The 20,668-nt window shown below is 72.2% G+C and carries 18 protein-coding genes; 8 read left to right on the forward strand and 10 right to left on the reverse strand.

Annotated features, from left to right (window positions below; genetic code table 11):
• Nucleotides 1-111: 111 nt before the first annotated feature.
• Both ABD785_RS20520 and ABD785_RS20525 read left to right on the forward strand, forming a co-directional pair.
• Nucleotides 112-1,986, forward strand: a complete 1,875-nt coding sequence (locus ABD785_RS20520; protein WP_344830656.1) for a serine/threonine protein kinase — start codon at nucleotides 112-114, stop codon at nucleotides 1,984-1,986.
• Between the two features lie 15 nt (nucleotides 1,987-2,001).
• Nucleotides 2,002-2,634, forward strand: a complete 633-nt coding sequence (locus ABD785_RS20525) for a hypothetical protein (RefSeq protein WP_344830659.1) — start codon at nucleotides 2,002-2,004, stop codon at nucleotides 2,632-2,634.
• Between the two features lie 12 nt (nucleotides 2,635-2,646).
• Here the strand turns inward: ABD785_RS20525 and ABD785_RS20530 are convergent, their stop codons facing one another.
• Both ABD785_RS20530 and ABD785_RS20535 read right to left on the reverse strand, forming a co-directional pair.
• A complete protein-coding gene (locus ABD785_RS20530) occupies nucleotides 2,647-3,747 on the reverse strand; it encodes a sensor histidine kinase (RefSeq protein WP_344830662.1) in 1,101 nt (366 codons plus the stop codon).
• Nucleotides 3,748-3,806: 59 nt separating this feature from the next.
• The gene (locus ABD785_RS20535; protein ID WP_344830665.1) at nucleotides 3,807-4,460 is read right to left on the reverse strand and encodes a response regulator transcription factor; all 654 of its coding nucleotides are present in this window, start codon (nucleotides 4,458-4,460) and stop codon (nucleotides 3,807-3,809) included.
• 144 nt (nucleotides 4,461-4,604) lie between these two features.
• Between ABD785_RS20535 and ABD785_RS20540 the strand changes: the two genes are divergently transcribed.
• Entirely contained in the window at nucleotides 4,605-4,784 is a 180-nt protein-coding gene (locus ABD785_RS20540) for a hypothetical protein (protein WP_344830668.1), read from the forward strand.
• Between the two features lie 56 nt (nucleotides 4,785-4,840).
• On the opposite strand, the gene ABD785_RS20545 is transcribed toward ABD785_RS20540, so the two are convergent.
• The 3 genes from ABD785_RS20545 to ABD785_RS20555 are packed head-to-tail and all read right to left on the reverse strand — an operon-like array spanning nucleotide 4,841 to nucleotide 7,680.
• Complete coding sequence (locus tag ABD785_RS20545) at nucleotides 4,841-5,650, reverse strand: inositol monophosphatase family protein (protein ID WP_344830671.1); 810 nt, start codon at nucleotides 5,648-5,650, stop codon at nucleotides 4,841-4,843.
• The gene (gene hemH, locus ABD785_RS20550) at nucleotides 5,650-6,537 is read right to left on the reverse strand and encodes a ferrochelatase (protein ID WP_425547799.1); all 888 of its coding nucleotides are present in this window, start codon (nucleotides 6,535-6,537) and stop codon (nucleotides 5,650-5,652) included. Before hemH ends, ABD785_RS20545 begins: the two co-directional genes overlap by 1 nt.
• A 45-nt stretch (nucleotides 6,538-6,582) precedes the next feature.
• Entirely contained in the window at nucleotides 6,583-7,680 is a 1,098-nt protein-coding gene (locus ABD785_RS20555) for a lytic transglycosylase domain-containing protein (RefSeq protein ID WP_344830678.1), read from the reverse strand.
• A gap of 64 nt (nucleotides 7,681-7,744) precedes the next feature.
• Between ABD785_RS20555 and ABD785_RS20560 the strand changes: the two genes are divergently transcribed.
• Nucleotides 7,745-8,950 (forward strand): MFS transporter, encoded by a 1,206-nt coding sequence (locus ABD785_RS20560; RefSeq protein WP_344830680.1) that lies wholly within the window; start codon nucleotides 7,745-7,747, stop codon nucleotides 8,948-8,950.
• Nucleotides 8,951-8,973: 23 nt separating this feature from the next.
• On the forward strand, nucleotides 8,974-10,275 hold the full coding sequence (locus ABD785_RS20565; RefSeq protein ID WP_344830684.1) for a D-arabinono-1,4-lactone oxidase: 1,302 nt from the start codon (nucleotides 8,974-8,976) through the stop codon (nucleotides 10,273-10,275).
• A gap of 14 nt (nucleotides 10,276-10,289) precedes the next feature.
• Here the strand turns inward: ABD785_RS20565 and ABD785_RS20570 are convergent, their stop codons facing one another.
• Entirely contained in the window at nucleotides 10,290-11,075 is a 786-nt protein-coding gene (locus ABD785_RS20570) for a hypothetical protein (RefSeq protein WP_344830687.1), read from the reverse strand.
• Between the two features lie 432 nt (nucleotides 11,076-11,507).
• Here ABD785_RS20570 and sepH point away from each other — a divergent pair, with 432 nt between their 5' ends.
• Nucleotides 11,508-13,079: a septation protein SepH gene (gene sepH, locus ABD785_RS20575; protein WP_344830690.1), complete on the forward strand. Its 1,572-nt coding sequence runs from the start codon at nucleotides 11,508-11,510 to the stop codon at nucleotides 13,077-13,079.
• A 129-nt stretch (nucleotides 13,080-13,208) separates the two neighbouring features.
• On the opposite strand, the gene ABD785_RS20580 is transcribed toward sepH, so the two are convergent.
• The 3 genes from ABD785_RS20580 to ABD785_RS20590 all read right to left on the reverse strand — a co-directional run bounded on the left by ABD785_RS20580 (nucleotide 13,209) and on the right by ABD785_RS20590 (nucleotide 15,436).
• Nucleotides 13,209-13,544, reverse strand: a complete 336-nt coding sequence (locus tag ABD785_RS20580; RefSeq protein WP_344830693.1) for a DUF1330 domain-containing protein — start codon at nucleotides 13,542-13,544, stop codon at nucleotides 13,209-13,211.
• Between the two features lie 105 nt (nucleotides 13,545-13,649).
• Nucleotides 13,650-14,465, reverse strand: coding sequence for an ABC transporter permease (locus ABD785_RS20585; protein ID WP_344830696.1), 816 nt, complete (start codon nucleotides 14,463-14,465; stop codon nucleotides 13,650-13,652).
• Nucleotides 14,462-15,436, reverse strand: a complete 975-nt coding sequence (locus ABD785_RS20590) for an ATP-binding cassette domain-containing protein (RefSeq protein ID WP_344830699.1) — start codon at nucleotides 15,434-15,436, stop codon at nucleotides 14,462-14,464. Before ABD785_RS20590 ends, ABD785_RS20585 begins: the two co-directional genes overlap by 4 nt.
• 173 nt (nucleotides 15,437-15,609) lie before the next feature.
• Here ABD785_RS20590 and ABD785_RS20595 point away from each other — a divergent pair, with 173 nt between their 5' ends.
• Entirely contained in the window at nucleotides 15,610-16,095 is a 486-nt protein-coding gene (locus ABD785_RS20595; RefSeq protein WP_344830931.1) for a PH domain-containing protein, read from the forward strand.
• A complete protein-coding gene (locus tag ABD785_RS20600; RefSeq protein ID WP_344830702.1) occupies nucleotides 16,095-17,537 on the forward strand; it encodes a PH domain-containing protein in 1,443 nt (480 codons plus the stop codon). The genes ABD785_RS20595 and ABD785_RS20600 overlap by 1 nt, the downstream gene beginning before the upstream one ends.
• Here the strand turns inward: ABD785_RS20600 and ABD785_RS20605 are convergent.
• Nucleotides 17,500-20,667 carry an ATP-binding protein gene (locus ABD785_RS20605; protein ID WP_344830705.1) on the reverse strand — a complete coding sequence of 1,056 codons (3,168 nt, stop codon included), beginning with the start codon at nucleotides 20,665-20,667 and terminating at the stop codon, nucleotides 17,500-17,502. The genes ABD785_RS20600 and ABD785_RS20605 overlap by 38 nt on opposite strands.
• Between the last annotated feature and the right edge of the window lies 1 nt (nucleotide 20,668).

A 20,668-nucleotide genomic window follows, 5' to 3' on the forward strand; every position in this document is an offset into this window, starting at 1 on the left:
TATCGCGATATCGTCGCCGCCTTGGATGAAAGACCTCGGGAGGGTCTCGCAATGCCGAAGTACGCTCCGCTGGAGCCAAGTGACCCGACTTCGTTGGGCTCGTACGAAGTCGTGGGCAGGCTGGGCGCCGGTGGGCAGGGCGCCGTCTATCTCGGCCGGAAGGCCGGAGGCGACTGGGTCGCCATCAAGTTCCTCCACGCCCAGATGAACACCGATCCGCAGGCGCGCGCCCGGTTCGTCCGCGAGGTCGCGGCGGCCAAGAAGGTCAAGCCCTTCTGCACCGCCAGCATCATCGAGGCCGACGTCGACAGCGACCGGCCGTACGTGGTCAGCGAGTTCATCGACGGCCCGTCGCTGCACGACCTCGTCGCCCAGCAGGGCCCGCGGCCCGAACAGGAGCTGCGGCATCTGGCGATCGGGATGCTGACCGCGCTCGCGGCCATCCACGAGGTCGGCATCGTCCACCGCGACTTCAAGCCGAACAACGTGCTGCTCGACCCGGACGGCGGCCCGCGGGTCGTCGACTTCGGCATCGCGCGCACCGTCAACTCCCAGGAGAGCGCGGTCACCGCGACGGGCATGGTCGTCGGCACCCCCGGCTACCTCGCGCCCGAGCAGCTGACCGGCGCTCCGCTCCAGCCCGGCGTCGACATCTTCGCCTTCGCCGCGACGATGGTGTTCGCCGCCACCGGCCAGTCGCCGTTCGAGGCCGACACGCTGCCCGTCATCATCAACCGGATCCTCAACGACGAGCCGGACCTGTCGGGCATCCCCGCGTCGCTGCGCCCGGTGATCTCGCGCTGCCTCAACAAGGACGCCGCCCAGCGGCCGGCCGCGCTCGAGGCCCTCATGGACCTCGTGCCCGAGCTGCGCGGGGCGGGCGGCCAGCAGGCCTCCACCGACGAGGTCCTGAACCAGGGCACCCGGATCGCCTCCCAGCTGCCGACCCCGCCCCCGCCGCGCACGCCCACCCCCCAGCCCTTCGCACCGCCCGCGCAGCCTTACGCTGCCTCTCAGGGCGCGCAGCCCTACGCCTCACAGCAGGCGAGCCCCCAGTTCGCGCCGCCGCAGCAGCAGCCGCCGATGACGCCGCCGCCCCAGCAGCAGCCGAACTTCCAGCAGCCGCAGAACCCGCCCGCCTACCACCCGCAGGGCACCCCGCCGCCGTTCCAGCCGGGCCAGCAGGGCACGCCCCCGCCGTTCCAGCAGTCGGGGTTCCAGCAGCCGGGCATCCAGCCGCCGCAGTACCCGCAGACCCCGCCGCCCTTCCAGCAGGGCACCCCGCCGCCCTTCCAGCAGACCCCGCCGCCCTTCCAGGGCACCCCCGGCCCGTTCCAGCAGGGCGGGGTCCCCTTCCAGGGCGGTCCCGGCGGGATCCCGCCGCACCAGCCGCCGCGCAGCGGCAACAACGCCGTCTACGCCATCGGCTGCTCGGTCCTGGCGATCCTCGCGGTCGTCCTGGTCATCGTGATCGTCGCGGCCCAGGGGGACGGCAAGAAGGACCCGACCTACAGCCCGCCGCCCGTCGCCTCGGCCTCGACCGACCCCCAGCCGACCGAGACCCCGTCCCCCGAGACCTCGACGGTTCCGTCCGGGAGCTCCTTCCCCGACAACTACGGCGGCACCTGGAAGGGCACCGTCTACCAGAAGAAGCCGAAGATCGACAGCTATGTCGTGACGGTCAACATCGTCGCGGGCGCCTCGACCGGCACCATCCGCTACGAGAACGCCCCGGGCAAGTCCGCCTGGTCGTGCTCCGGCACGCTCACCTTCGTGGAGATCCACCCGTCCGCGTCGTTCATGGCGATCGTGCAGGACCAGATCACCAGCAAGAACGGTGCGAACTGCAGCGGAATCAACTACGACGTGCTGTTCCCCAAGTCCGACGGAACGGGTATGTACTTCTACATCTTCGGCTCGAAGGCCGGCGCCGAGGTGAAGGACGTCAACAAGGACTACACCGCCATCGGTGAGCTCAAGAAGTAGCCGTAAAGGACCCCCGTGTACCAGCCCCCCGGCTCCCAGCCGCCGCCCTGGCAGGGCGGCGGCACCCCGCCTCCGTACGGCCCCGGCGGGGGCGCTCCCCCGCCGTACTACCCACAGGGGCAGCCGCCCCGGCGGCCCGGCGGCCAGCTGCCCGTGGTCATGCTCGTGATCGGCGTGGTGCTCGTGGCCGTTCTCGCGGTGGTGGCCTTCGTGGTCCTGCGCGAGGACGACAAGGGCACCCCTGTCGTCAAGCCCACCAACGCCGACGTCTTCACCTCCGCCTACGCCGGGAAGTGGAGCTCGACGGTCTACCAGAAGAAGCCGACGACGGGCTCCTTCGTCGCGACCGTCGAGATCACCGCGGGCTCGGCGACCGGCACCATCACCTACGTGAACGCCCCCGGCGAGGCCGCGTGGTCGTGCAGCGGCACGCTGACCTTCCTCAAGAGGCTCGGCGGCAGCGGCTACAAGACGGTCGTGCGCGAGCACCTCACGACCAAGTCCTCCGACAAGTGCAACACCTTCGGCTACGACGTCCTGTTCCCCAAGGACGACGGCACCGGCATGTTCCTGACGACCTACGTCACCCAGGCGGGCGCCGAGGTCGACAAGGACTACTACGCCATCGGGACGCTGGAGAAGCAGTGACGTCCCGCGGCCTCAGGCGAGCGGGAGCCGGGCGGTGATGATGAGGCCGCCGCCCGGCCTCGGCGCGGCGTGCACCGTCCCGCGGTGGGCGGTGACGACCGACTGGACGATGGACAGGCCGAGACCCGCGCCCTTCGAGGACTCGATGCGGTCGTTGTTGAGCCGCCGGAACGGTTCGAAGAGCCGGTCGATCTCGTAGGCCGGGATGACCGGGCCGGTGTTCTCGACCTGGACGGCCGCGAAGCCGTCGAGGTCGCCGGTGCGCACGTACACCTCGCCCCGCTCGTCGTCGGTCCACTCGGCGAGGTTGTGCTTGAAGGCGTTGTCGACCAGGTTCGCCACCAGATGCTCCAGCAGGACCGGGTCGCCGTTGGTCTGCGCCGAGGTCAGCTCGGTGTGCAGCACGATCCCCTCCGTCCTGTCGGGGTGCTTGCGGACCGTCTCCAGCACCGTCTCTGCGACGTCCCTGAGGTCGACGGCGGTGCGGGTGGTCAGCTCGCGTTCGCTGCGCGCCAGCAGCAGCAGTCCCTCGATGAGCCGCTCGTGCCTGGCGTTGGTGGCCAGCAGGGTCCTGCCGACGGTCATGAGGTCGGGCGAGACCTCGTCGTCGGTGAGCGCGACCTCCAGCAGGGTGCGGTTGATGGCCAGCGGGGTGCGCAGCTCGTGGGAGGCGTTGGCGACGAACCGGCGCTGGGAGTCGAAGGCGTCACTGAGCCGCTCCAGCATCGCGTCGAACGTGTCGGCCAGTTCCTTGATCTCGTCCTCGGGACCCTCGAGCGCTATCCGCTCGTGCAGGGTCGACTCCGAGAGCCTGCGCGCCGCGGCGGTGACCCGCTGCAGGGGCGACAGCGCCCGGTCGGCCACGATGTAGCCGAACATCAGCGCCAGCACGCCGACGCCGAGCAGCGCGAACACCATGCGCTTGACCAGGCCCTGGAGCATCGCGCTGCGGGCGACGTCGGTGTCGAACTTCTCGTGCGTGATGAAGTTCGTCACCTCGGAACTGCGCGGCAGCACCGAGTCGAAGGCCTGCCCCACCAGCACGTAGGTGACCATCATCAGCAGCAGGCCGGCGAAGAAGAACATCGAGCCGTAGAGCAGGGTGAGCCTCATCCGGACACTGAGCCCCGGGGGGCGGGACCTCAGCTCGGCGATGATCTCTTTCGGGGGTCTCACAGCCGGTAGCCCACTCCCGGGACCGTCTCGATGACGGGCGGGTCCCCGAGCTTCTTGCGGAGGGTCATCATCGTGACCCGCACCACGTTGGTGAAGGGGTCGATGTGCTCGTCCCAGGCCTTCTCCAGGAGCTGCTCGGAGCTGACGACGATGCCCTCGGCGCGCATCAGCACCTCGAGCACGGCGAACTCCTTGCGGGTCAGCTCGACCGGGCGGCCGTCGCGCTGCACGGTGAAGCGGTTCGGGTCGAGCTCGATCCCGGCGCGCTCCAGGGTCGGCGGCAGCGGGGTCGCGGTGCGGCGGCCGAGCGCCCTGACCCGGGCGATCAGCTCCTTGAACGCGAACGGCTTGGCCAGGTAGTCGTCGGCGCCGAGGTTCAGCCCGGCGACCTTGTCGTCGAGCTCGCCCGCCGCCGTCAGCATGAGGATCCGCGCGCCGTAGCGGTCGGCGACCAGCCGGCGGCAGACCTCGTCGCCGTGGATGCGCGGCAGGTCGCGGTCGAGCACCACCACGTCGTAGGCGTTGACGCCGGTGCGCTCGAGCGCGCCACCTCCGTCGTAGGCGACGTCCACCGCCATCGCCTCGCGGCGCAGGCCGGTGGCGATGGCGTCCGCCAGGACCCTCTCGTCCTCGACGACCAGAACTCGCACGTTCCCCCCTCGTTTCAGTGACTCCGTTATGCCATACCGCGGGTAAGCGACCGGTAAGAGAAGAGCACCGGAAGTTCACCATCGGCACGGGTTTAGCGCGAGCGACCCCGTGGGTAAAGGTGGTTCGACCCGGGAGGACCATTCATGCGCGAGCTTTCCGAGACCATCCAGCAGCGCCTCGACGAGGCCTACGCCTCACTCCGCGCGGCCACGCTGGACGGCGACGTGTATCTCGTCGATCTCCGTCAGGCGGAGATCGACGAACTCCGGCGCATAGCCGCCAACCACGACCTCCTGCCCCACGCGGGCGCCACCCCCGACTGATCCGGCCACCGGCTGGATCCGCCGGATCTCGCGCGCGCCGGGGTGTGGAACAGGCCCTAGTCGCGTGCGGGATCCAGTGGGGCCAGAAGGTCGTGGAGCGGTCCGAACAGGCCGGGGCCCGCGGCGATGGTCAGTTCCGATCCGGGGGGCGCTCCGTGCAGCCCGCCGATGATCCCGCCGGCCTCGGTGACGAGCAGGCGGCCCGCGGCGATGTCCCAGGCCTGCACTCCGCGCTCGTAGTAGCCGTCGACCTGTCCGGAGGCGACCGAGCACAGGTCGACCGAGCAGGCGCCGGCCCTGCGGATGTCGCGGACGTTCGGGATGACCCCGGTCAGCACGCGCGCCTGGGAGATCCGGCGCTCGACCGCGTAGCCGAAGCCCGTCGCGATGAGCGCCTTCGCCAGGTCGGTCTCGGCGCCGGCGCGCAGCGGCTCGCCGTCGCGGTACGCCCCGCGGCCCTTGACGGCCGTGTAGGTCGCGCCGCGGCGGGGAACCTCGATGACGCCGACGACCGTCTCGCCGTCGATCTCGGCGGCGATGCTGACCGACCAGTCCGGCAGGTCGTAGAGGTAGTTGACGGTGCCGTCGATCGGGTCGATGACCCAGCGGACCCCGCTGGTGCCCGCGGTGGATCCGCCCTCCTCGCCGAGGAAGGAGTCGTGCGGGCGGGACGCGGAGATCCGCTCCCGGATCAGCCGCTCCGCCGCCTGGTCCATCTGGGTGACGATGTCGGTCGAGCTGGACTTGGTGGCGACGACGTCGGGACCGTCCGCCGGACGCTTGTCGATCAGCATCCGGCCGGTCTCGCGCGCGGTCGCCACGGCGAGGTCGAGCAGCTCGGTCAGGAGGGCGGCGGAGAGATCCATCAGTTCCTCAGGTAGAGATCGCGGGCCAGGGCCACGAAGGCGGGATGGGTGCCGGGGGTGGCCGCCCGGACGAGCGTCATCCCCTTCTCGGCGGCCAGGTCACGGGCCTCGACGTCGAGGTCGTACTTGACCTCCATGTGGTCGGAGGTGAAGCCGATGGGCACCAGGACGACCGTGGTCTCCCCCTCGGCGTGCAGCTTCTCCAGGTGGTCGCAGACGTCCGGCTCCAGCCAGGGCGTGCGCGGCGAGCCGCTGCGGCTCTGGTAGACGAGGTCCCACTCCAGTGCGGGGTCGACACCGGCGTGGACGCGGCGGGCGACCTCGGCCAGCTCCGCCGCGTACTGCTCCCGGCCGTCCTGGGCGAGCGGCACGCTGTGGGCGGTGAAGACCAGCCGGGCGCCGGGCGCGTGCTCCAGCGCGGTCCTGGTGGCCTCGATGAACGGCAGCAGGAAGCCGTCCTCCAGGCAGTAGACCGGCAGCTTGGTGATCTCGGGCGCGCCCGGGACGGCCGCCCGGGCGCGGTCGATGTCCTCCTGGTACTGGCCCTCGCAGGAGTAGCCGCTGTAGGCGGAGGTCACGAAGGCCTTCGCCCGGGTCACCCCGTCGGCCTTCATCCGGGCGACGGTGTCCTCGACGAACGGCGGCCAGTTGCGGTTCCCCCAGTACACCGGGACGTCGACGACCGCCTCGATGGCGGCCTTCAGCTCCCGGCACTGCTGGTTGATCGGGCTGACCCCGCCGAACAGCTGGTAGTGCTCGGCGACCTTCTCCAGCCGGTCGCGCGGTACCCCGCGCCCGCGGGTGACGTTCTCCAGGAACGGCATGACGTCCTCGGGCCCTTCCGGCCCGCCGAACGACATGAGCAGCAGCGCATCCATGCCTCCCAGCCTATGGTCCGGTCCGTCCAAAGGACTCCCCCGGGCGGGGTGGGCTCAGGTGAACTGCCGCGCGTAGGCGGCGGCGAGGCCGAGCACCTTGTCGACGTACCACTGGGCGTGGTTGTAGGCGAAGACCGCCTTCTGCAGGTCACCGGGGGCTCCGGCCGCGCACAGGTACTTGGCGGCCGACGGGATCGCGTCGTAGGGGTTCATGATGTCGGCCTTGCCGTCGCCGTCCCCGTCGATCCCGTAGGACTTCCAGGTGGCGGGCATGAACTGCATGGGGCCCATGGCGCCCGCCGAGGAGACGCCGGGATTGCGGTTGTGGTCGCTCTCGACCTGGCCGATCGCGGCGAGGACCGTCCAGGACAGGCCGGGGCAGCGGGTCGCGCCCTGCTTGTACAGGTCGAGGTAGTTGCCGCTGGTCCGCTGGGCGCCCCCGGCGTGCAGGTTGATCACCTTGGCGCGGCTGCCGAGGCCGTCCCTGAGCTTCTCGGTGAGCGCGGCGGCCTTGAGCCCGGGGGCGTTGACCATGACGGCCACCCGGGGGATCAGGCCGAGGCGCTCGCCGGTGACCTTGCTGACCAGGACGTCCACCGCGGGCACCCCGAGCGCGGCCGTCCCGCCGAGGGTCACGGCCGGGCTGGACCGGGCGACGATCGGGTACTGCGCTCCGGCCTGGAGCCCGAGGCTCTGGGCGATAGCGGGCGAGGTGACGAACCGGTCGGCGGCCAGCGCGGTCCACAGCTCCTGGTTCCTGGCGGTGAGCGGCGGGGTCCAGGAGCGGAACTCCGACGGGTCGACGGCGAACACGTTCACCTGGCGGCCCTGGAGGCGGACGGCCCCGCCGTCGACGACGATCACGTCGCGGACCTTCTTGATCCGCTTGATCTGGGCGATCTGGTCGGGCCTGACCCCGGCGGCGACCACCGCGAGGACGTCCGGGGGGACCACCCGCCGCAGCGGCGCGACGGTCTGCTGAACCGGTGCCGCGGACGGCGGTCCCTCGCCGAACCCGTCGTCGGCGGGCGGCTCCTGGGCGGCCGTGCCGGTCTCCACGGCGCCGAGGCGGACGGCGACCCAGCCCGCGCCGCCGGTCAGCAGCAGGACCGCGACGACGGCGAGGGCGGTGAACAGGTGGCTGCGGGTCACGACGGCAGGCTACCGGGCCCCGCCGGAGGGCGACCCTGTACCGTGATCTTGAGGGGGCTTTTTCATGGCAAATCCGTACCGTGCTCTGTTCGCCGTGCCCGGTGCGCGGGCGTTCATCCCTGCCAGCTTCGTCGGCCGCATGTCGATGTCCATGCTCGGCATCGGCATCGTCCTCATGGTCACCGGGACCGGAAGGTCCTACGGGCTGGCCGGTGCGGTCTCGGCGACCTGCGCCCTGAGCTGGGCCGCGTTCTCACCGTTCACCTCGCGGCTGGTCGACCGGCACGGGCAGGGCCGGGTGCTGGTCCCGATGGTCACGGCCAACGCGTTCATGATCGTCGCGCTGATCATGTGCGCCGAGCTCGGCGCCCCCGACTGGACCCTCTTCCCCGCCGCGGCGCTGGCCGGGATCACCTCCCCCAACCTCAGCGCCATGATCAGGGCTCGCTGGAGCCATCTGCTGGCCGGTGGCGGACCGCCGCTGCACAGCGCCTACTCGCTGGAGTCGGTGCTGGACGAGGTCGTCTTCGTGTGCGGGCCGATGCTGGTCAGCGTGCTGGCGACGGTGATCTATCCGGCGGCGGGCGTCCTGGCGGCGGGGCTGTTCACCCTCGTCGGCTGCCTGGCCCTGGCCGGCCAGCGGGCCAGCGAGCCGCCCGCGCGCCCCCGCGAGCAGGGCGGCGGCCGGAGCGTGCTGCGGCTGCGCGGCATGCCGGTCGTGATCACCGTCTTCCTGATGCTCGGGATGGTCTTCGGCTCCGCCGACGTCGGGGCGATCGCCTTCGCCGACGAGCAGGGGCGCAAGGCGCTGTCGGGGGCCGTCCTGGCCTGCTTCGCGCTCGGCAGCGGGACGGCCGGGCTCTGGTACGGCACCCGCCACTGGAAGCGGTCGCTGAGCGCGCGTTTCCGGATCGGGCTCGGCCTGCTGACCGCCGGGCTGCTGCCGCTGGGCCTGATCGGCAGCCTGCCGCTCCTGATGGTCATGATCTTCTTCGCCGGGCTGGCGATCTCGCCGACGATCATCCCGGCGTACGGCCTGGTCGAGGCGATGACGCCCGAACGGCAGCTCACCGAGGGGCTCGGCTGGTCGGGCGCGGCCATCGGGGTGGGGGTGGCGCTCGGGTCGTCGATCGGCGGCCAGCTGATCGACCTCAGCGGGGCCTCGGCATCCTTTACCTTCGCCTTCGCCGCCGGGCTGGCGGCCGTACTGGCCGGGCTTCTCGGCGGGTCACGGTTCGACAACAAGATTAAACATGAATTTTCTTCATGAATACCGGCGGCTAAAGTCCTTCCATGTCCCAGCAAACGTGGCGCAACTGGGCGGGTAACCACCAGGTCACCCCCGCGCGAGTGCTCAGTCCCCGCTCGACCGACGAGGTCTCCGCCGCCGTGCGGCGGGCCGCCGAGGACGGCCTCACCGTGCGCATGCCCGGCACCGGCCACTCCTTCACCGGTGCCGCGGTGGCCGAGGGCGTCATGCTGAGGCCCGGCGGGCTGTCGGCCGTCCGGTCGATCGACACCGCCTCCGGGCTCGTCACCGCCGAGGCCGGGCTCCCGCTGTGGAGGCTCAACCAGCTGCTGGACGAGCACGGCCTGGCCCTGGCCAACATGGGCGACATCCAGGAGCAGACCCTCGCCGGCGCCTCCCAGACCGGCACCCACGGCACCGGGCGCGACGCCGCCGGCCTCGCCTCCCAGATCGTCGGCCTGGAGCTCGTGCTGGCCGACGGGAGCGTGGTGACCTGCTCGCGGACCGAGCGTCCCGAGCTGTTCCACGCCGCCACGGTCGGCCTCGGCGCCCTCGGGATCGTCACGGCGATCACCTGGCAGACCGTCCCCGCGTTCCTGCTGAAGGCGCACGAGGCGCCGATGACCTGGGACGAGGTGCTGAACCGGCTCGACGAGCTCGACCACGACAACGAGCACTTCGAGTTCTTCTGGTTCCCGCACAGCGAGGGCTGCCTGACCAAGCGCAACAACCGGGTCGAGGGGCCGCGGGCGCCGCTGGGGGCCGTCAAGGCGTGGCTGGACGATGAATTCCTGTCCAACACCGTCTTCGGCGCCGCCCAGCGCCTCACCAAGGCGTTCCCCAAGACGATCAGAACGGTCAACGGGATCTCGGCGAAGCTCCTCGGCGAGCGGACCTACACCGACACCTCCTACAAGGTCTTCACCGCCTCCCGGACGGTGAAGTTCAGGGAGCAGGAGTACGCGATCCCGCGCGAGAACCTCGACGCCGCCCTCCGCGAGCTGCGCAGGGCCTTCGACCGCCGCGGCTGGCAGGTCAGCTTCCCCGTCGAGGTCAGGCTGCTGCCCGCCGAGGACGCCTGGCTGTCGATGGCGCACGGGCGGCGCAGCGCGTTCATCGCGATCCACATGTACCGGCCCCTCGACCACACCGCCTACTTCGAGGGCGTCGAGGAGATCATGACGTCGCTGGGCGGCCGTCCCCACTGGGGCAAGATGCACACCCGCGACGCCGCCTACCTCGAGCAGGTCTACCCGCGGTTCGGCGACTTCGCCAAGACGCGCGACGAGCTCGACCCCGACCGCCGCTTCCTCAACCCCTACACCCGCCGGGTCCTCGGCGCCTGACCGGCCACGGCCCGTCAGGGCGCCGGGGTGACCGTGACCGGTGCGTCCTGGAGCGCCGGGGACTTCTGCGGCGACGGCGTGGTGCCCGGCGCGGGGTCCTGCCCGTCCGGGGTGCTCGGCTCCGGGGCGGGGGTGGCGGGCGGGGTCGTGGGCGGGGCTGTGGTGGCCGGGGCGGTGGGCTCCGGCGTGACCGTGGGGTCCGTGGTCGGCTCACCGGTCGTCGGCGCGGGCGAGGGGTCCTTCTTCTCCGGTTCCCCCTTGTCGAAGCCGCCGCCCCAGGTCCCGCTCTTGGCCTGCTCGTTGTTGACGACGCCCGACAGCGAGTTGCCCATCACCCGCTCCGCGACCGTGATGCCGCCCATGACCAGGACGAACACGGCGGCGGCCAGGCCGAGGTAGAGGGCCCAGCGGCCGCGCCACCAGGACGCCGCGGTCCGCCGGGCAGGGGGTCGGGCGGGAGGCAGGTCGAGGCGGGTCGCGTCCAGGTGGGCGGGGTCCAGGCGGGAGGGGTCGAGGACCAGGTCGAGACGGGTCTCCTCGGGCGGCGACGCCGGGATGATCGAGGTCGCCTCGGCGGACCGGCCCGGGGACGTGCCGATCACCGAGACGACCCTCTCCTTGCTCTGGTCGAGGTAGTGCTTGTAGACCGCGCCGCCCGCGGTCGAGACGACGCTCGTGATCGCGGCGCCCAGGAGGGTGCCCGCGGTGCCGAGTTTCGAGGCGGCGATCGCCGCCGTCGTGGTCGCCAGGACTCCGGCGACCACCTGCGTCCCGCTGAGATCCAGCTTGGGACGAGACATGAAAGTCCCCCATTTCGGTCTAGACGCTGCCAACCACCCGGTTACCCAACTAATCACAACTCAGCGACGTTCCCGCACGTCAGGAGACCGGCGATCAGCCGACGGTCGGGGAAAAGGATGCACAAGAAAACGGCAGGGCGGCCCCGTGAGAGGTGCGGTCAAGGCATGCTGACTCCGGGAGGAGAACAACTGCATTCCCGCGTCCGCCCGCCGAAACCGGTGACCACACTCACACCGCGTGGAACGGCGGCGGATTCGGGACGACGATGTTCGGACATGCCGGGTACGGTGCTGGCAGCAGGCGTGTCCTTAGCGAGAGACTGCTGAGGTCGGCCCGGTATCGCCGGGGAGACCTCGGGGGAGAAGGGCACGCATGCGCCCGCTGTCGCAAGGACGGTGCAAGGGCCGGGGACAAGGCTGGGAAGGACACGCATGCAGGAGCTGCGCCTCGTGGCGGTGAGCGAGGACGGTTCGTACCTCGTTCTGGCCACCGCCGGACGAGGCACTCGGTTCACCCTGCCCGTGGACGACCGGCTGCGTGCCGCGGTCCGTGGGCACTTCTCCCGTCTCGGTCAGTTCGAGATCGAAGTGGAGAGTCCTTTGCGCCCCAAGGAGATTCAGGCCCGGATCCGGGCCGGTGAGACCGCCGAGGAGATCGCCGAATCGGCCGGCATCCCCGTCGAACGGGTCCGCTGGTTCGAGGGCCCTGTTCTCCAGGAGCGGGAGTACATGGCCCAGCAGGCGCAGCGGTGCGTCGTCCGCACGCCGGGCGAGCCGACGGCGGGCCCTCCGCTCGGCGAGATCGTCGAGGAGCGCCTCGGCCGCCGCGGCGCCGATCTCGAAGAGGTCCAGTGGGACGCCTGGAAGTGCGAGGACAACTCCTGGCAGGTCCGGCTGTCGTTCTACGACGCCGGCCGCCCGCACGCCGCCGAGTGGAAGTTCGACCCGCGCCGCCGGATCATCACCGCCCTGGACGACGAGGCGGCCCGGCTCGTCGCGCTCGTCGAGGAGGTTCCGCCGCCGCCCGCCGAGGTCACCCCGCTGCGCCGTCCCGCGATGAAGATCGTCTCCGATCAGCGCCGCGACTTCGCTCCCGGACGCCCCTTCGCCCCCCGCCCCTCCGACGAGTCCCTCAGCCCCGAGCTGTACACCCCCGAGCGCTTCCAGCGCGAGTCCCGTACCGAGCTGCCCGAGCTCAGCGAGCTGGCCGAGCTCGACTCCTACCTGCTCCCCGACCCCGCCTCCTCCCCACCGCCGGCGGCGGGCCCGCTGGAGTCCGAGACCGTCACCCCGCCTGCCGTGCACCGCTCGGCCGTCTCCAGCACGCCGCCCCGCGCCCCTGAGCCGGTCCTCCCCGACCCCGACCTCGTCGAGGCGCTCCTGGAGTCGCTGGCCGAGCAGGAGGCGTCCGCCCCCGAGCCCGCGCCGGTGGCCCGGATCGTCGAGCCCGAGCCCGCCGCCCCGGTTCCCGAGCCGGTCCCGGAGCCGGAACCCGAGCCCGAGCCCGTCCCGGTGGCCCGGATCCCCGAGCCCGAGCCGGTCCCCGCGCCGCCGGAGCCCGAGCCCGTTCCGGAACCCGAGCCCGTCGCGGAGCGGGTCCCCGAACCCGATCCGGTCCCGGAGCCCGAGCCCGAACCGGTCGCCGAACGGACCCCTGAACCCGCCCCCGAGCCGGAGCCCGCGCCCGTCGCGGAGGTCCCCGAAAGCCCAGCCCCGGTCACCCCCTCCCCCCTCCCCCCGGCCCAGCCCAAGGAGCCCGAGGTCGAGGAGCCGGTCACCGTGCACGAGGACATCCCAGAACCGGCCCCGGTTCCCGAGCCCGCACCGGCTCCCGAACCATCGGCCGAGCAGCCCAAGGTCCCGGCCGCCGCCGCCCCGGCGCCCGCTCCTCAACCGCCGCCGGCCAAGCCGGAGCCCCGGCCCCGCAAGCGCCCGGCGCGCAACCGCCGCGCCAGCGTCCCCTCGTGGGACGAGATCATGTTCGGCGCCCGCAGGCCCGACTGATCGTGAGACGCCGGAAGGCCCCGCTCCTCGAAGGAGCGGGGCCTTCCGGCGTTCTCGCGGCCCCGTGGTGCCCCGGGCCCGGGGACGGCGCTTTGGGGCCGTGCGGGCCGCGGAGGAGCCGCCTGAGGGTCAGAAACCGAGCTTGTCCGCGGTCTCGGCGGCGCTGTAGGGCTCGGGGACGCCCTCGGCGAGGATGACGTCCATCTGGATGTGGCGGGTCCTGAAGGGCAGGATCGCCTGGTAGGCGTCCGAGGCGTACCAGGCGCGGGCGGCCTCGGAATCGGGGAACTCGATGATGATCACGCCGCCGGCGGGCCAGTCTCCCTCGACGACCTGGAACGGGGAGGCGTGGACCAGGAACCTGCCTTCGAAGGGGGCGAGGGTCTCGTCGATACGGCGCAGGTACTCGCCGATCTCCGGGTGGGGGGCGATCTCTCCGACGCGGGCGATGCCGTAAGCCTTCATGCGGTCCTCCTCGGGGCCGATCTCGTGATCCGAATCTAACGAGATCGTCCCGAGGGGGAATCCGCACCGCTTAGGTACTTCCGGGCCGGTCTCCCCCGCCGCGGATCAGACGCGCCGCTTGAAGGCGCGCAGGCACAGCGGAATGAACACGGCCGCGATGCCGACGCCCCAGGCCAGGGCGATCACCGACGGGCGCAGGATCGGCCCGGTGCCGTTCAGCAGGCCGCGGATCGCCGTGACCAGATGGGTCATCGGGTTGATGTGGTCCACGAAGTACTTCAGCCAGCTCGGCATGCCCTCGCCGCTGGGGATGAAGGCGTTGCTGAGGAAGGTCAGCGGGAAGATCGCGGTGAAGCCGAACACCTGGACCTTCTCCGGGGCGTCGACCGACAGTCCGACCAGGACGGAGACCCAGGCGAACATCAGCGCGAACGCCAGCAGCAGCCCGAAGGCGCCCAGGACGCCCCAGAACCCGCCGTGCACCCGGTAGCCGATGATCACACCGACGATCAGCAGGATGGCCATCGACCAGGCCTGCTTGACGGTGTCGGCGAGGATGCGGCCCGCGAGCGGCGCGGTCCGGCTGATCGGCAGGCTCCTGAACCGGTCGAACACGCCCTTGGTGACGTCGATGTTCAGCCCGAACCCGGTGCTCATCGACGCGAACAGCGCGTTCTGCGCGATGATCCCGGGGATCAGGACCGGCAGGTAGGCCTCGACGCTGCCGCCGATCGAGGGCCCGAAGACGTAGGCGAACAGCAGCACGAACATGATCGGCTGAATGCTCAGGTCGACCAGTTCCATGGGGTTGTGCTTGATCTGCACCAGCCCGCGCCAGGCGAGGGTGAAGATGTTGCGCATGGTCTCGCCGAGCGACACGCGCTTGCTGAGCTGGGGCGCCGGGAGCGTCACCGCGGTCATACGCCCGCTCCTTCCTTGATGTCGTCGTCGGTCGTCTCGTCGGTGGCCGTGTGGCCGGTCAGGGCGAAGAACACCTCGTCGAGGCTGGACTTGCGCAGCGCCAGCTCCTCGACCGCGACCCCGGCCTCCTCGAGCTTCCTGACCGCGACCGGCATGATCGCCGTGTCCTTGATCGGGACGCTCACCAGGCCGCCGTGGATCTCGGGGATGGCCCCGGTCAGATCGGCGAGGACCAGCTTGGTCGTCTCGGTGTCGGAGTCCTTGCCCGGCCGCACCTCCAGGCGCTGCCCGCCCGCCTGCATCTTGAGCTGGTCGGGAGTGCCCTCGGCGATGACGGTGCCGCGGTCGATGACCACGATGTCGTCGGCGAGCTGGTCGGCCTCCTCCAGGTACTGGGTGGTGAGCAGGACCGTCACCCCCTCGCCGGTGAGGTCGCGGACGATGTCCCACAGGCCGTTGCGGCTGCGCGGGTCGAGCCCTGTGGTGGGCTCGTCGAGGTAGAGCACGGCCGGGCGGCCCACCAGCGAGGCGGCCAGGTCGAGGCGGCGGCGCATGCCGCCGGAGTAGGTCTTGGCCGCGCGGTCGCGGGCGTCCCACAGGTCGAAGCGCTCCAGCAGCTCCTCGGCGCGGCCCCTGGCCTCCGCCTTGGGCATCCCCAGGAGCCTGCCGATCAGCAGCAGGTTCTCGACGCCGGTCAGCATCTCGTCGACGCCCGCGTACTGGCCGGTGAGGCCGATGAGCTGGCGGACCTGGTGGGCGTCCTTGACGACGTCGTAGCCGCCGACGGTCGCATGACCGCCCTCCGGCTGGATCAGGGTCGCCAGGACGCGGACGGCGGTGGTCTTCCCCGCACCGTTGGGGCCCAGGACGCCCAGCACCGATCCGGCGCGGGCGGAGAGACTCACCCCGTTGAGTGCCCGGGTCTCCCCGAAGCTCTTCACCAGACCTTCTGCCTGGATGGCGTATGTCATGGGTGTCTCCTCTGGATCTCGGTTACGGCTCTAGTCTTCCGGGCTCCGCTGTCACGGCGCTGACAGCGCGCTGAGAGTGGCCGCGGGTACGGAGAGCCACATCACCACAGTACGAAGAGGGTCTGACATTCCGCGGCGGCGGCCCTCCGTCCGCATAAGGTGGGCCCGTGACCATGCTGAGAAACCCTGCGCACAGGGTCTCCCCGCGCGCCATGGTCAAGTGGACGATCGAACACGTGATCGGCGGCGTGGTCCTGACGGCCTGTTCCTTCGGCCTCGCCCAGTGGGCGGACCAGGCCCGCTGGTCCTGGCGGTTCGGCTGGCTGCCCTGGACCGTCGCCGGGGTCTCGCTGGTGCTGGCGGCGGTCGTCCCGTACTGGCGGTACCGGGTGCACCGCTGGGAGGTCAGCTCCGACGTGGTCTACACCCAGGCGGGCTGGCTGAACCGCGAGTGGCTGCTGGTGCCCGTCAGCCGGATCCAGACCGTCGACGCCGAGCAGAGCTGGCTCGAACGCCTGCTCGATCTGGCCACGCTGCGGATCAGCACCGCCTCGCACGAGGGCTCCTCCGAGCTGTCGGGGCTGCCGCTGACCGCCGCGACGTCCCTGGCGTCCGAGCTCGCCGCCCGGGCCCACGCCCTGCGCGACGACGCCACCTGATGCGCTCGGAGACGGCCCCGCCGGCCATCGACGACGTCCGCCGGCTCGATCCCCGCGCCTGGATCGTCGGCGCCTTCCGGGAGTTCGCCGCACTGATCGCCGTCGCGGTGACGGCCCTGGCCATCGGCGGGTTCGGCACGGGGGTCTACTTCGCGCTCGTCGCCCTCGGCTTCGGCGTCGTCCACCAGGCCGTCCGCTGGCTGACCTTCACCTACACCGTCCGTACCGACCGGATCGAGCTGCGCCGGGCCCTGGTGGGCCGGTCGGTCAAGACCATCCCGATCGAGCGGATCAGGGGCGTCGACATCACCGCCGGCCTCGCGCACCGGCTGCTCGGGCTGGCCGTGGTCCGCATCGACGCCGCGGCGGGCGGCGACGAGGGCGTCCTGGACGCGGTGTCGCGGCGCGAGGCGATGCGGCTGCGGACCCTGCTGCTGCCGTCCGGGGCCGACCCCGAGGACCACGTCCTGGCCAGGGCCGAGTCCGCCTGGCTGCGGTACGCCCCGCTCAGCGGCGCCTACCTGCTGACCCCGTTCGCGCTGGCCGGCAGCGCGCTGGGCACCCTGTACAACCTCGGCGACGAGTTCGGCCTGATCAGCACCGGCACGATGACCCATCTCGGCGACCGGGTCGTCGGCCTGCCGCGCGGGCTGGTCCTGGCCGTCTTCGCGGTGCTGGTGCTGGCGATGCCGCTGGCGTCGGTCGTGGTCTTCGCCCTGTTCAACTGGGACTTCACGCTGCGCGCCGACGGCCCCGGCTCGGTCGTCGCCGAGCGCGGGCTGCTCACCCGGCGGACGGTCACGCTGGAGCGCCGCCGCATCCGGGGCGTCGAGCTGCGCGACAATCCCCTCGAACGCGTGGCCGGGGTCGTCCGGCTGACGGCCCTGGTGACGGGTCTGGGCGACGCCGAGCACCGCGGCACCCTGTTCCCCACCGCGCCGCGCTCCGCGGCCCTGGCGGTCGCCGCCGAGGTCACCGGGCCGCGGCCGGGGCCGCTGGTGCCCCATCCGCCCGCCGCCAGGACCCGCCGGCTGACCCGCGCGGTCGGCCCTCCGCTGGCCCTCGCGGCCGTCGCGCTGTTCACCGGACCCTCGTGGCTGGCCGTCGCGGCCCTGCTGGCCTCGGTCGCGGCGGTCCCCCTGGGCCTGGACCGGCACCGCCAGCTCGGCCACGCCACCGACGGCTTCCGCCTGACGTTCAGGTCGGGCTCCCTCACCCGGCGCCAGCAGATCATCGAGCATCCCGCCGTCGTGGGCTGGAAGCTGCGCCAGAGCCTGTTCCAGCGCCGGGCGGGCCTGGCCACCCTGACGGTCGCCGTCGGCGCGGGCGGCGGCGCCTACGACGCGCTCGACCTCGCCGCCGAGGACGCCCTCCGGCTGGCGGGGACGGTGACCCCCGGCTGGGTCACGCCGTTCCTGGCCGACCGGCGACCAGAAGCCTGAAGCCGTCCAGGTCGACGCCGCTCCCCCGGCCGTAGGCCTCCGCGTAGTCCGGCCCGAGCGCGGCGCGCACCTCGGCCTCCAGCGCGACGGTCTCCGCGGACGACAGGTCCCGGGTGCCCCGGATGCTGTCGGCGGCGCCGATGAGCGTCGCGGTCCTGGCGGCGTCGCCGTCGCGCAGCCAGACCAGGAAGGCCTCGCCGATCGCCGCGGAGGCGATGACGGGATAGTCCTCCGCCTCGAACGCCCTCACGAACGCCTCGTCCAGGCAGGCCTCCGCGGCGGCGAAGTCGCCGAGCCGGGCGTACGCGATCGCCCGGCAGCTGATGATCAGGGCGGTGAACTGGGGCGGCCCGGCCAGCGGCAGGCACAGCTCCAGGGCGCGGTCGAGCCGCATCAGGGCGGTCCGCGGATCGTCCCTGAGCCGGTCGAACTCGGCCAGCAGGTAGTGCAGGTAGGCCATGCTCTCGGGGTCGCCGAGCCGGTCGGCGACGCGCATCGCCTCGTCGATCAGGGTCGTGGCCTCGTCCCGCCGGCCGACCAGCCACAGCTGCTTGGCCAGCCGGACGTTGATCATCGGATCGTGGTCCTGGGTGCCGAACTCCTCGGCGATCCGCATGGCCTCCTCGCACAGCCGGACGGCCTTGGCGTGCTCGCCCCGCCAGGAGACGAGCTCGGCCAGGGAGGTCAGCGCGAAGGAGGTGCCCCAGCGCTCGCCCGTCGCCCGGAACTCCGCCAGGCCCAGCCTGTAGTGCTCCTCGGCCCCCTCGATCCGGCCCAGGTTGATCCGCACCTGCCCGAACATGATCCGGGCCATGCCGCGCAGCCACGGGTCGTCGGCGGTGAACAGCTCGGCGATCTGGTCGAGCACCATCGCGCCGGGGCTCTGGGACATCAGCTTGACCAGCGGGGTCATCATGCGCAGCAGCGGATGCTCCACGGGCCGCCCGGCGATCGCCATGATCCGGTCGGCCTCGTCGATCCATCCCCTGACCTCGTCGAAATCGCGGGCGCTGCCGAAGGAGGCCATCCCGCCGACCGCGTAGGCCAGGGCGGTCGTCAGATCCTCGGGCAGGCCCGGCATCGCGGACATGGCCGAGACGGCCTCGGCGCACTCGCGCCGGTGCGAGCGCATCCACCAGTACCAGCCGAGCGAGGCGCACAGCCGGGCGACGGTGGGCGCGTCGCCCGCCTGGGTGGCGCAGCGCAGCGCCGCGTGCAGGTTGTCGTGCTCGGCCGCCAGCCGCTGGAGCCAGCGGACCTGGTCGGGGCGGCGCATCTCCGGTTCGGCCCGTTCGGCGAAGGCCGTGAAGTGCTCGGCGTACCGGCGGCGCATCACGCCGACCTCACCCGCCTCGGCCAGGCGCTCCATGCCGTACTCGCGGATGGTCTCCAGCATCCGGTACCGGCCGGCGTCGGTGACCAGCAGCAGGGACTTGTCGACGAGCCCGGTGAGGGCCCCGAGGGTGTCGGGCAGGTCGCAGACGTCCTCGGCGGACTCCAGGGTGGCGCCTCCGGCGAACAGGGCGAGCCTGCGCCACAGCGTCCGCTCGTCCTCGGTGATCAGTTCCCAGCTCCACTCGACGACCGCGCGCAGGGTCTGGTGGCGCGGCATCGCGGTGCGGCTGCCGCTGGTGAGCAGCCGGAAACGGTCGGAGAGCCGGTCGGCGATCTGGTCGGGGCGCAGCACCCGGATCCGGGCGGCGGCCAGTTCGAGGGCGAGCGGCATCCCGTCGAGCTCGCGGCAGATCCGTACGACGTCGCGGACGTTGCCGCCGGCCAGCGCGAACCCCGGGCGGACCGCCGCGCCGCGCTCCACGAACAGCCGGACCGCGGGCGAGCCCTCCGCCTCCGCGACGCCGGCCAGCGGTGAGGGCAGCTCCAGCGGCTCGACCGGCCACAGCGCCTCACCGGTGATGGCCAGGGGCTCCCTGCTGGTGGCCAGGATCCGCACCCCGGGGCATTCGGCGAGGACCCGGTCGGCGATCTTCGCGGCGGTGTCGACGAGGTGCTCGCAGTTGTCGAGCACCAGGAGCAGCCGCTTGCCGCGCAGGGCCATGCACAGCCGGCCGAGGGCGTCGACGGACTCGCCGGTCGGCACCGACCGGGCGCCGACCGCCGCCATCAGGCCGACCTCGCGCAGCCCGAGCCCGGTCAGGACGGCCTGCGGCACCTCGGCGGGGTCGGTCACCGGGGCCAGCTCGACCACCCAGGCTCCGTCCGGCATCCGATCCAGGATCCGCCGCGCCGACTCCTGCGACAGGCTGGTCTTGCCCGCGCCGCCGGGACCCGTCAGGGTGACCAGCCGGTGGCCGCCGACGAGTTCGCCGATCCGGGCGAGGTCGTCGTCGCGGCCGATGAAGCTGGTCAGCCGGGTCTTCAGGTTCGTGGGCGCCGCCCGGGCGGACGGCCCGGGCAGCTCGTGCCTGAGGACCGCCAGATGGGCGTCGGCCAGCTCCTGTGAGGGTTCGACGCCCAGCGTCTCGGCCAGGGCGTCCCTGGCGGTTCCGTAGGCCTCCAGGGCGTCGGCCTGGCGGCCCGCCCCGTACAGCGCCTTCATCAGCAGCACGGCGACCCCCTCGTCCAGGGGGTCGGCGGCCGACAGCGCCCCGAGCTCGGGGACCAGCTCGGCGTGGCGGCCCAGTTCGAGCTCCGCCTCGATGCGGCCCCTGACGGCCGCGCGGCGCAGCGACTCGAGCCTGGCGGCGGGCGCCTCGGCGAAAGGCAGGCCGCCCGCGTCCGGGAGAGGCGAGCCGCGCCACAGCTCCAGGGCCTCGCGCAGGGCGTCGGCGCGGCGTCCGGCGGGCAGGGGCGCGCCGTGCAGGGCCTCGCCGACCCTGGCCTCGAACTCGGCGGCGTCGACCTCGGCGTTGAGCCGGTAGCCGTTGGGGTGGGACTCCACGGCGTCGCGGCCGATCGCCGAACGCAGCCTCGAGACCAGGGACTGGAGCGCGTTGGTGGCTCCGGCGGGCGGATCGTCCTCCCAGAGGTCGTCGATCAGCCGTTCGGCACTGACCACGCGCCCGCCCGCGAGGGCGAGCACGGTCAGCAGGACGCGCAGCCGCGCGCCCCCGAGTTCCGTCCGACGTCCCCCGGAGGTGATCTCCAGGGGACCGAGAATCCCCACCCGCACG

The sequence above is a fragment of the Actinocorallia longicatena genome, assembly GCF_039534125.1.
Lineage (GTDB): Bacteria > Actinomycetota > Actinomycetes > Streptosporangiales > Streptosporangiaceae > Actinocorallia > Actinocorallia longicatena.

Excerpts from the sequence above, each read along its gene's own strand:
- ABD785_RS20540 (WP_344830668.1), top strand. The coding sequence starts at position 4,605 with ATGCGCGAGCTTTCCGAGACCATCCAGCAGCGCCTCGACGAGGCCTAC.
- ABD785_RS20570 (WP_344830687.1), bottom strand. The coding sequence starts at position 11,075 with ATGTCTCGTCCCAAGCTGGATCTCAGCGGGACGCAGGTGGTCGCCGGA.
- ABD785_RS20565 (WP_344830684.1), top strand. The coding sequence starts at position 8,974 with ATGTCCCAGCAAACGTGGCGCAACTGGGCGGGTAACCACCAGGTCACC.
- sepH (WP_344830690.1), top strand. The coding sequence starts at position 11,508 with ATGCAGGAGCTGCGCCTCGTGGCGGTGAGCGAGGACGGTTCGTACCTC.
- ABD785_RS20545 (WP_344830671.1), bottom strand. The coding sequence starts at position 5,650 with ATGGATCTCTCCGCCGCCCTCCTGACCGAGCTGCTCGACCTCGCCGTG.
- ABD785_RS20600 (WP_344830702.1), top strand. The coding sequence starts at position 16,095 with ATGCGCTCGGAGACGGCCCCGCCGGCCATCGACGACGTCCGCCGGCTC.
- ABD785_RS20595 (WP_344830931.1), top strand. The coding sequence starts at position 15,610 with ATGCTGAGAAACCCTGCGCACAGGGTCTCCCCGCGCGCCATGGTCAAG.
- ABD785_RS20560 (WP_344830680.1), top strand. The coding sequence starts at position 7,745 with ATGGCAAATCCGTACCGTGCTCTGTTCGCCGTGCCCGGTGCGCGGGCG.
- ABD785_RS20585 (WP_344830696.1), bottom strand. The coding sequence starts at position 14,465 with ATGACCGCGGTGACGCTCCCGGCGCCCCAGCTCAGCAAGCGCGTGTCG.
- ABD785_RS20590 (WP_344830699.1), bottom strand. The coding sequence starts at position 15,436 with ATGACATACGCCATCCAGGCAGAAGGTCTGGTGAAGAGCTTCGGGGAG.
- ABD785_RS20530 (WP_344830662.1), bottom strand. The coding sequence starts at position 3,747 with ATGAGGCTCACCCTGCTCTACGGCTCGATGTTCTTCTTCGCCGGCCTG.
- ABD785_RS20580 (WP_344830693.1), bottom strand. The coding sequence starts at position 13,544 with ATGAAGGCTTACGGCATCGCCCGCGTCGGAGAGATCGCCCCCCACCCG.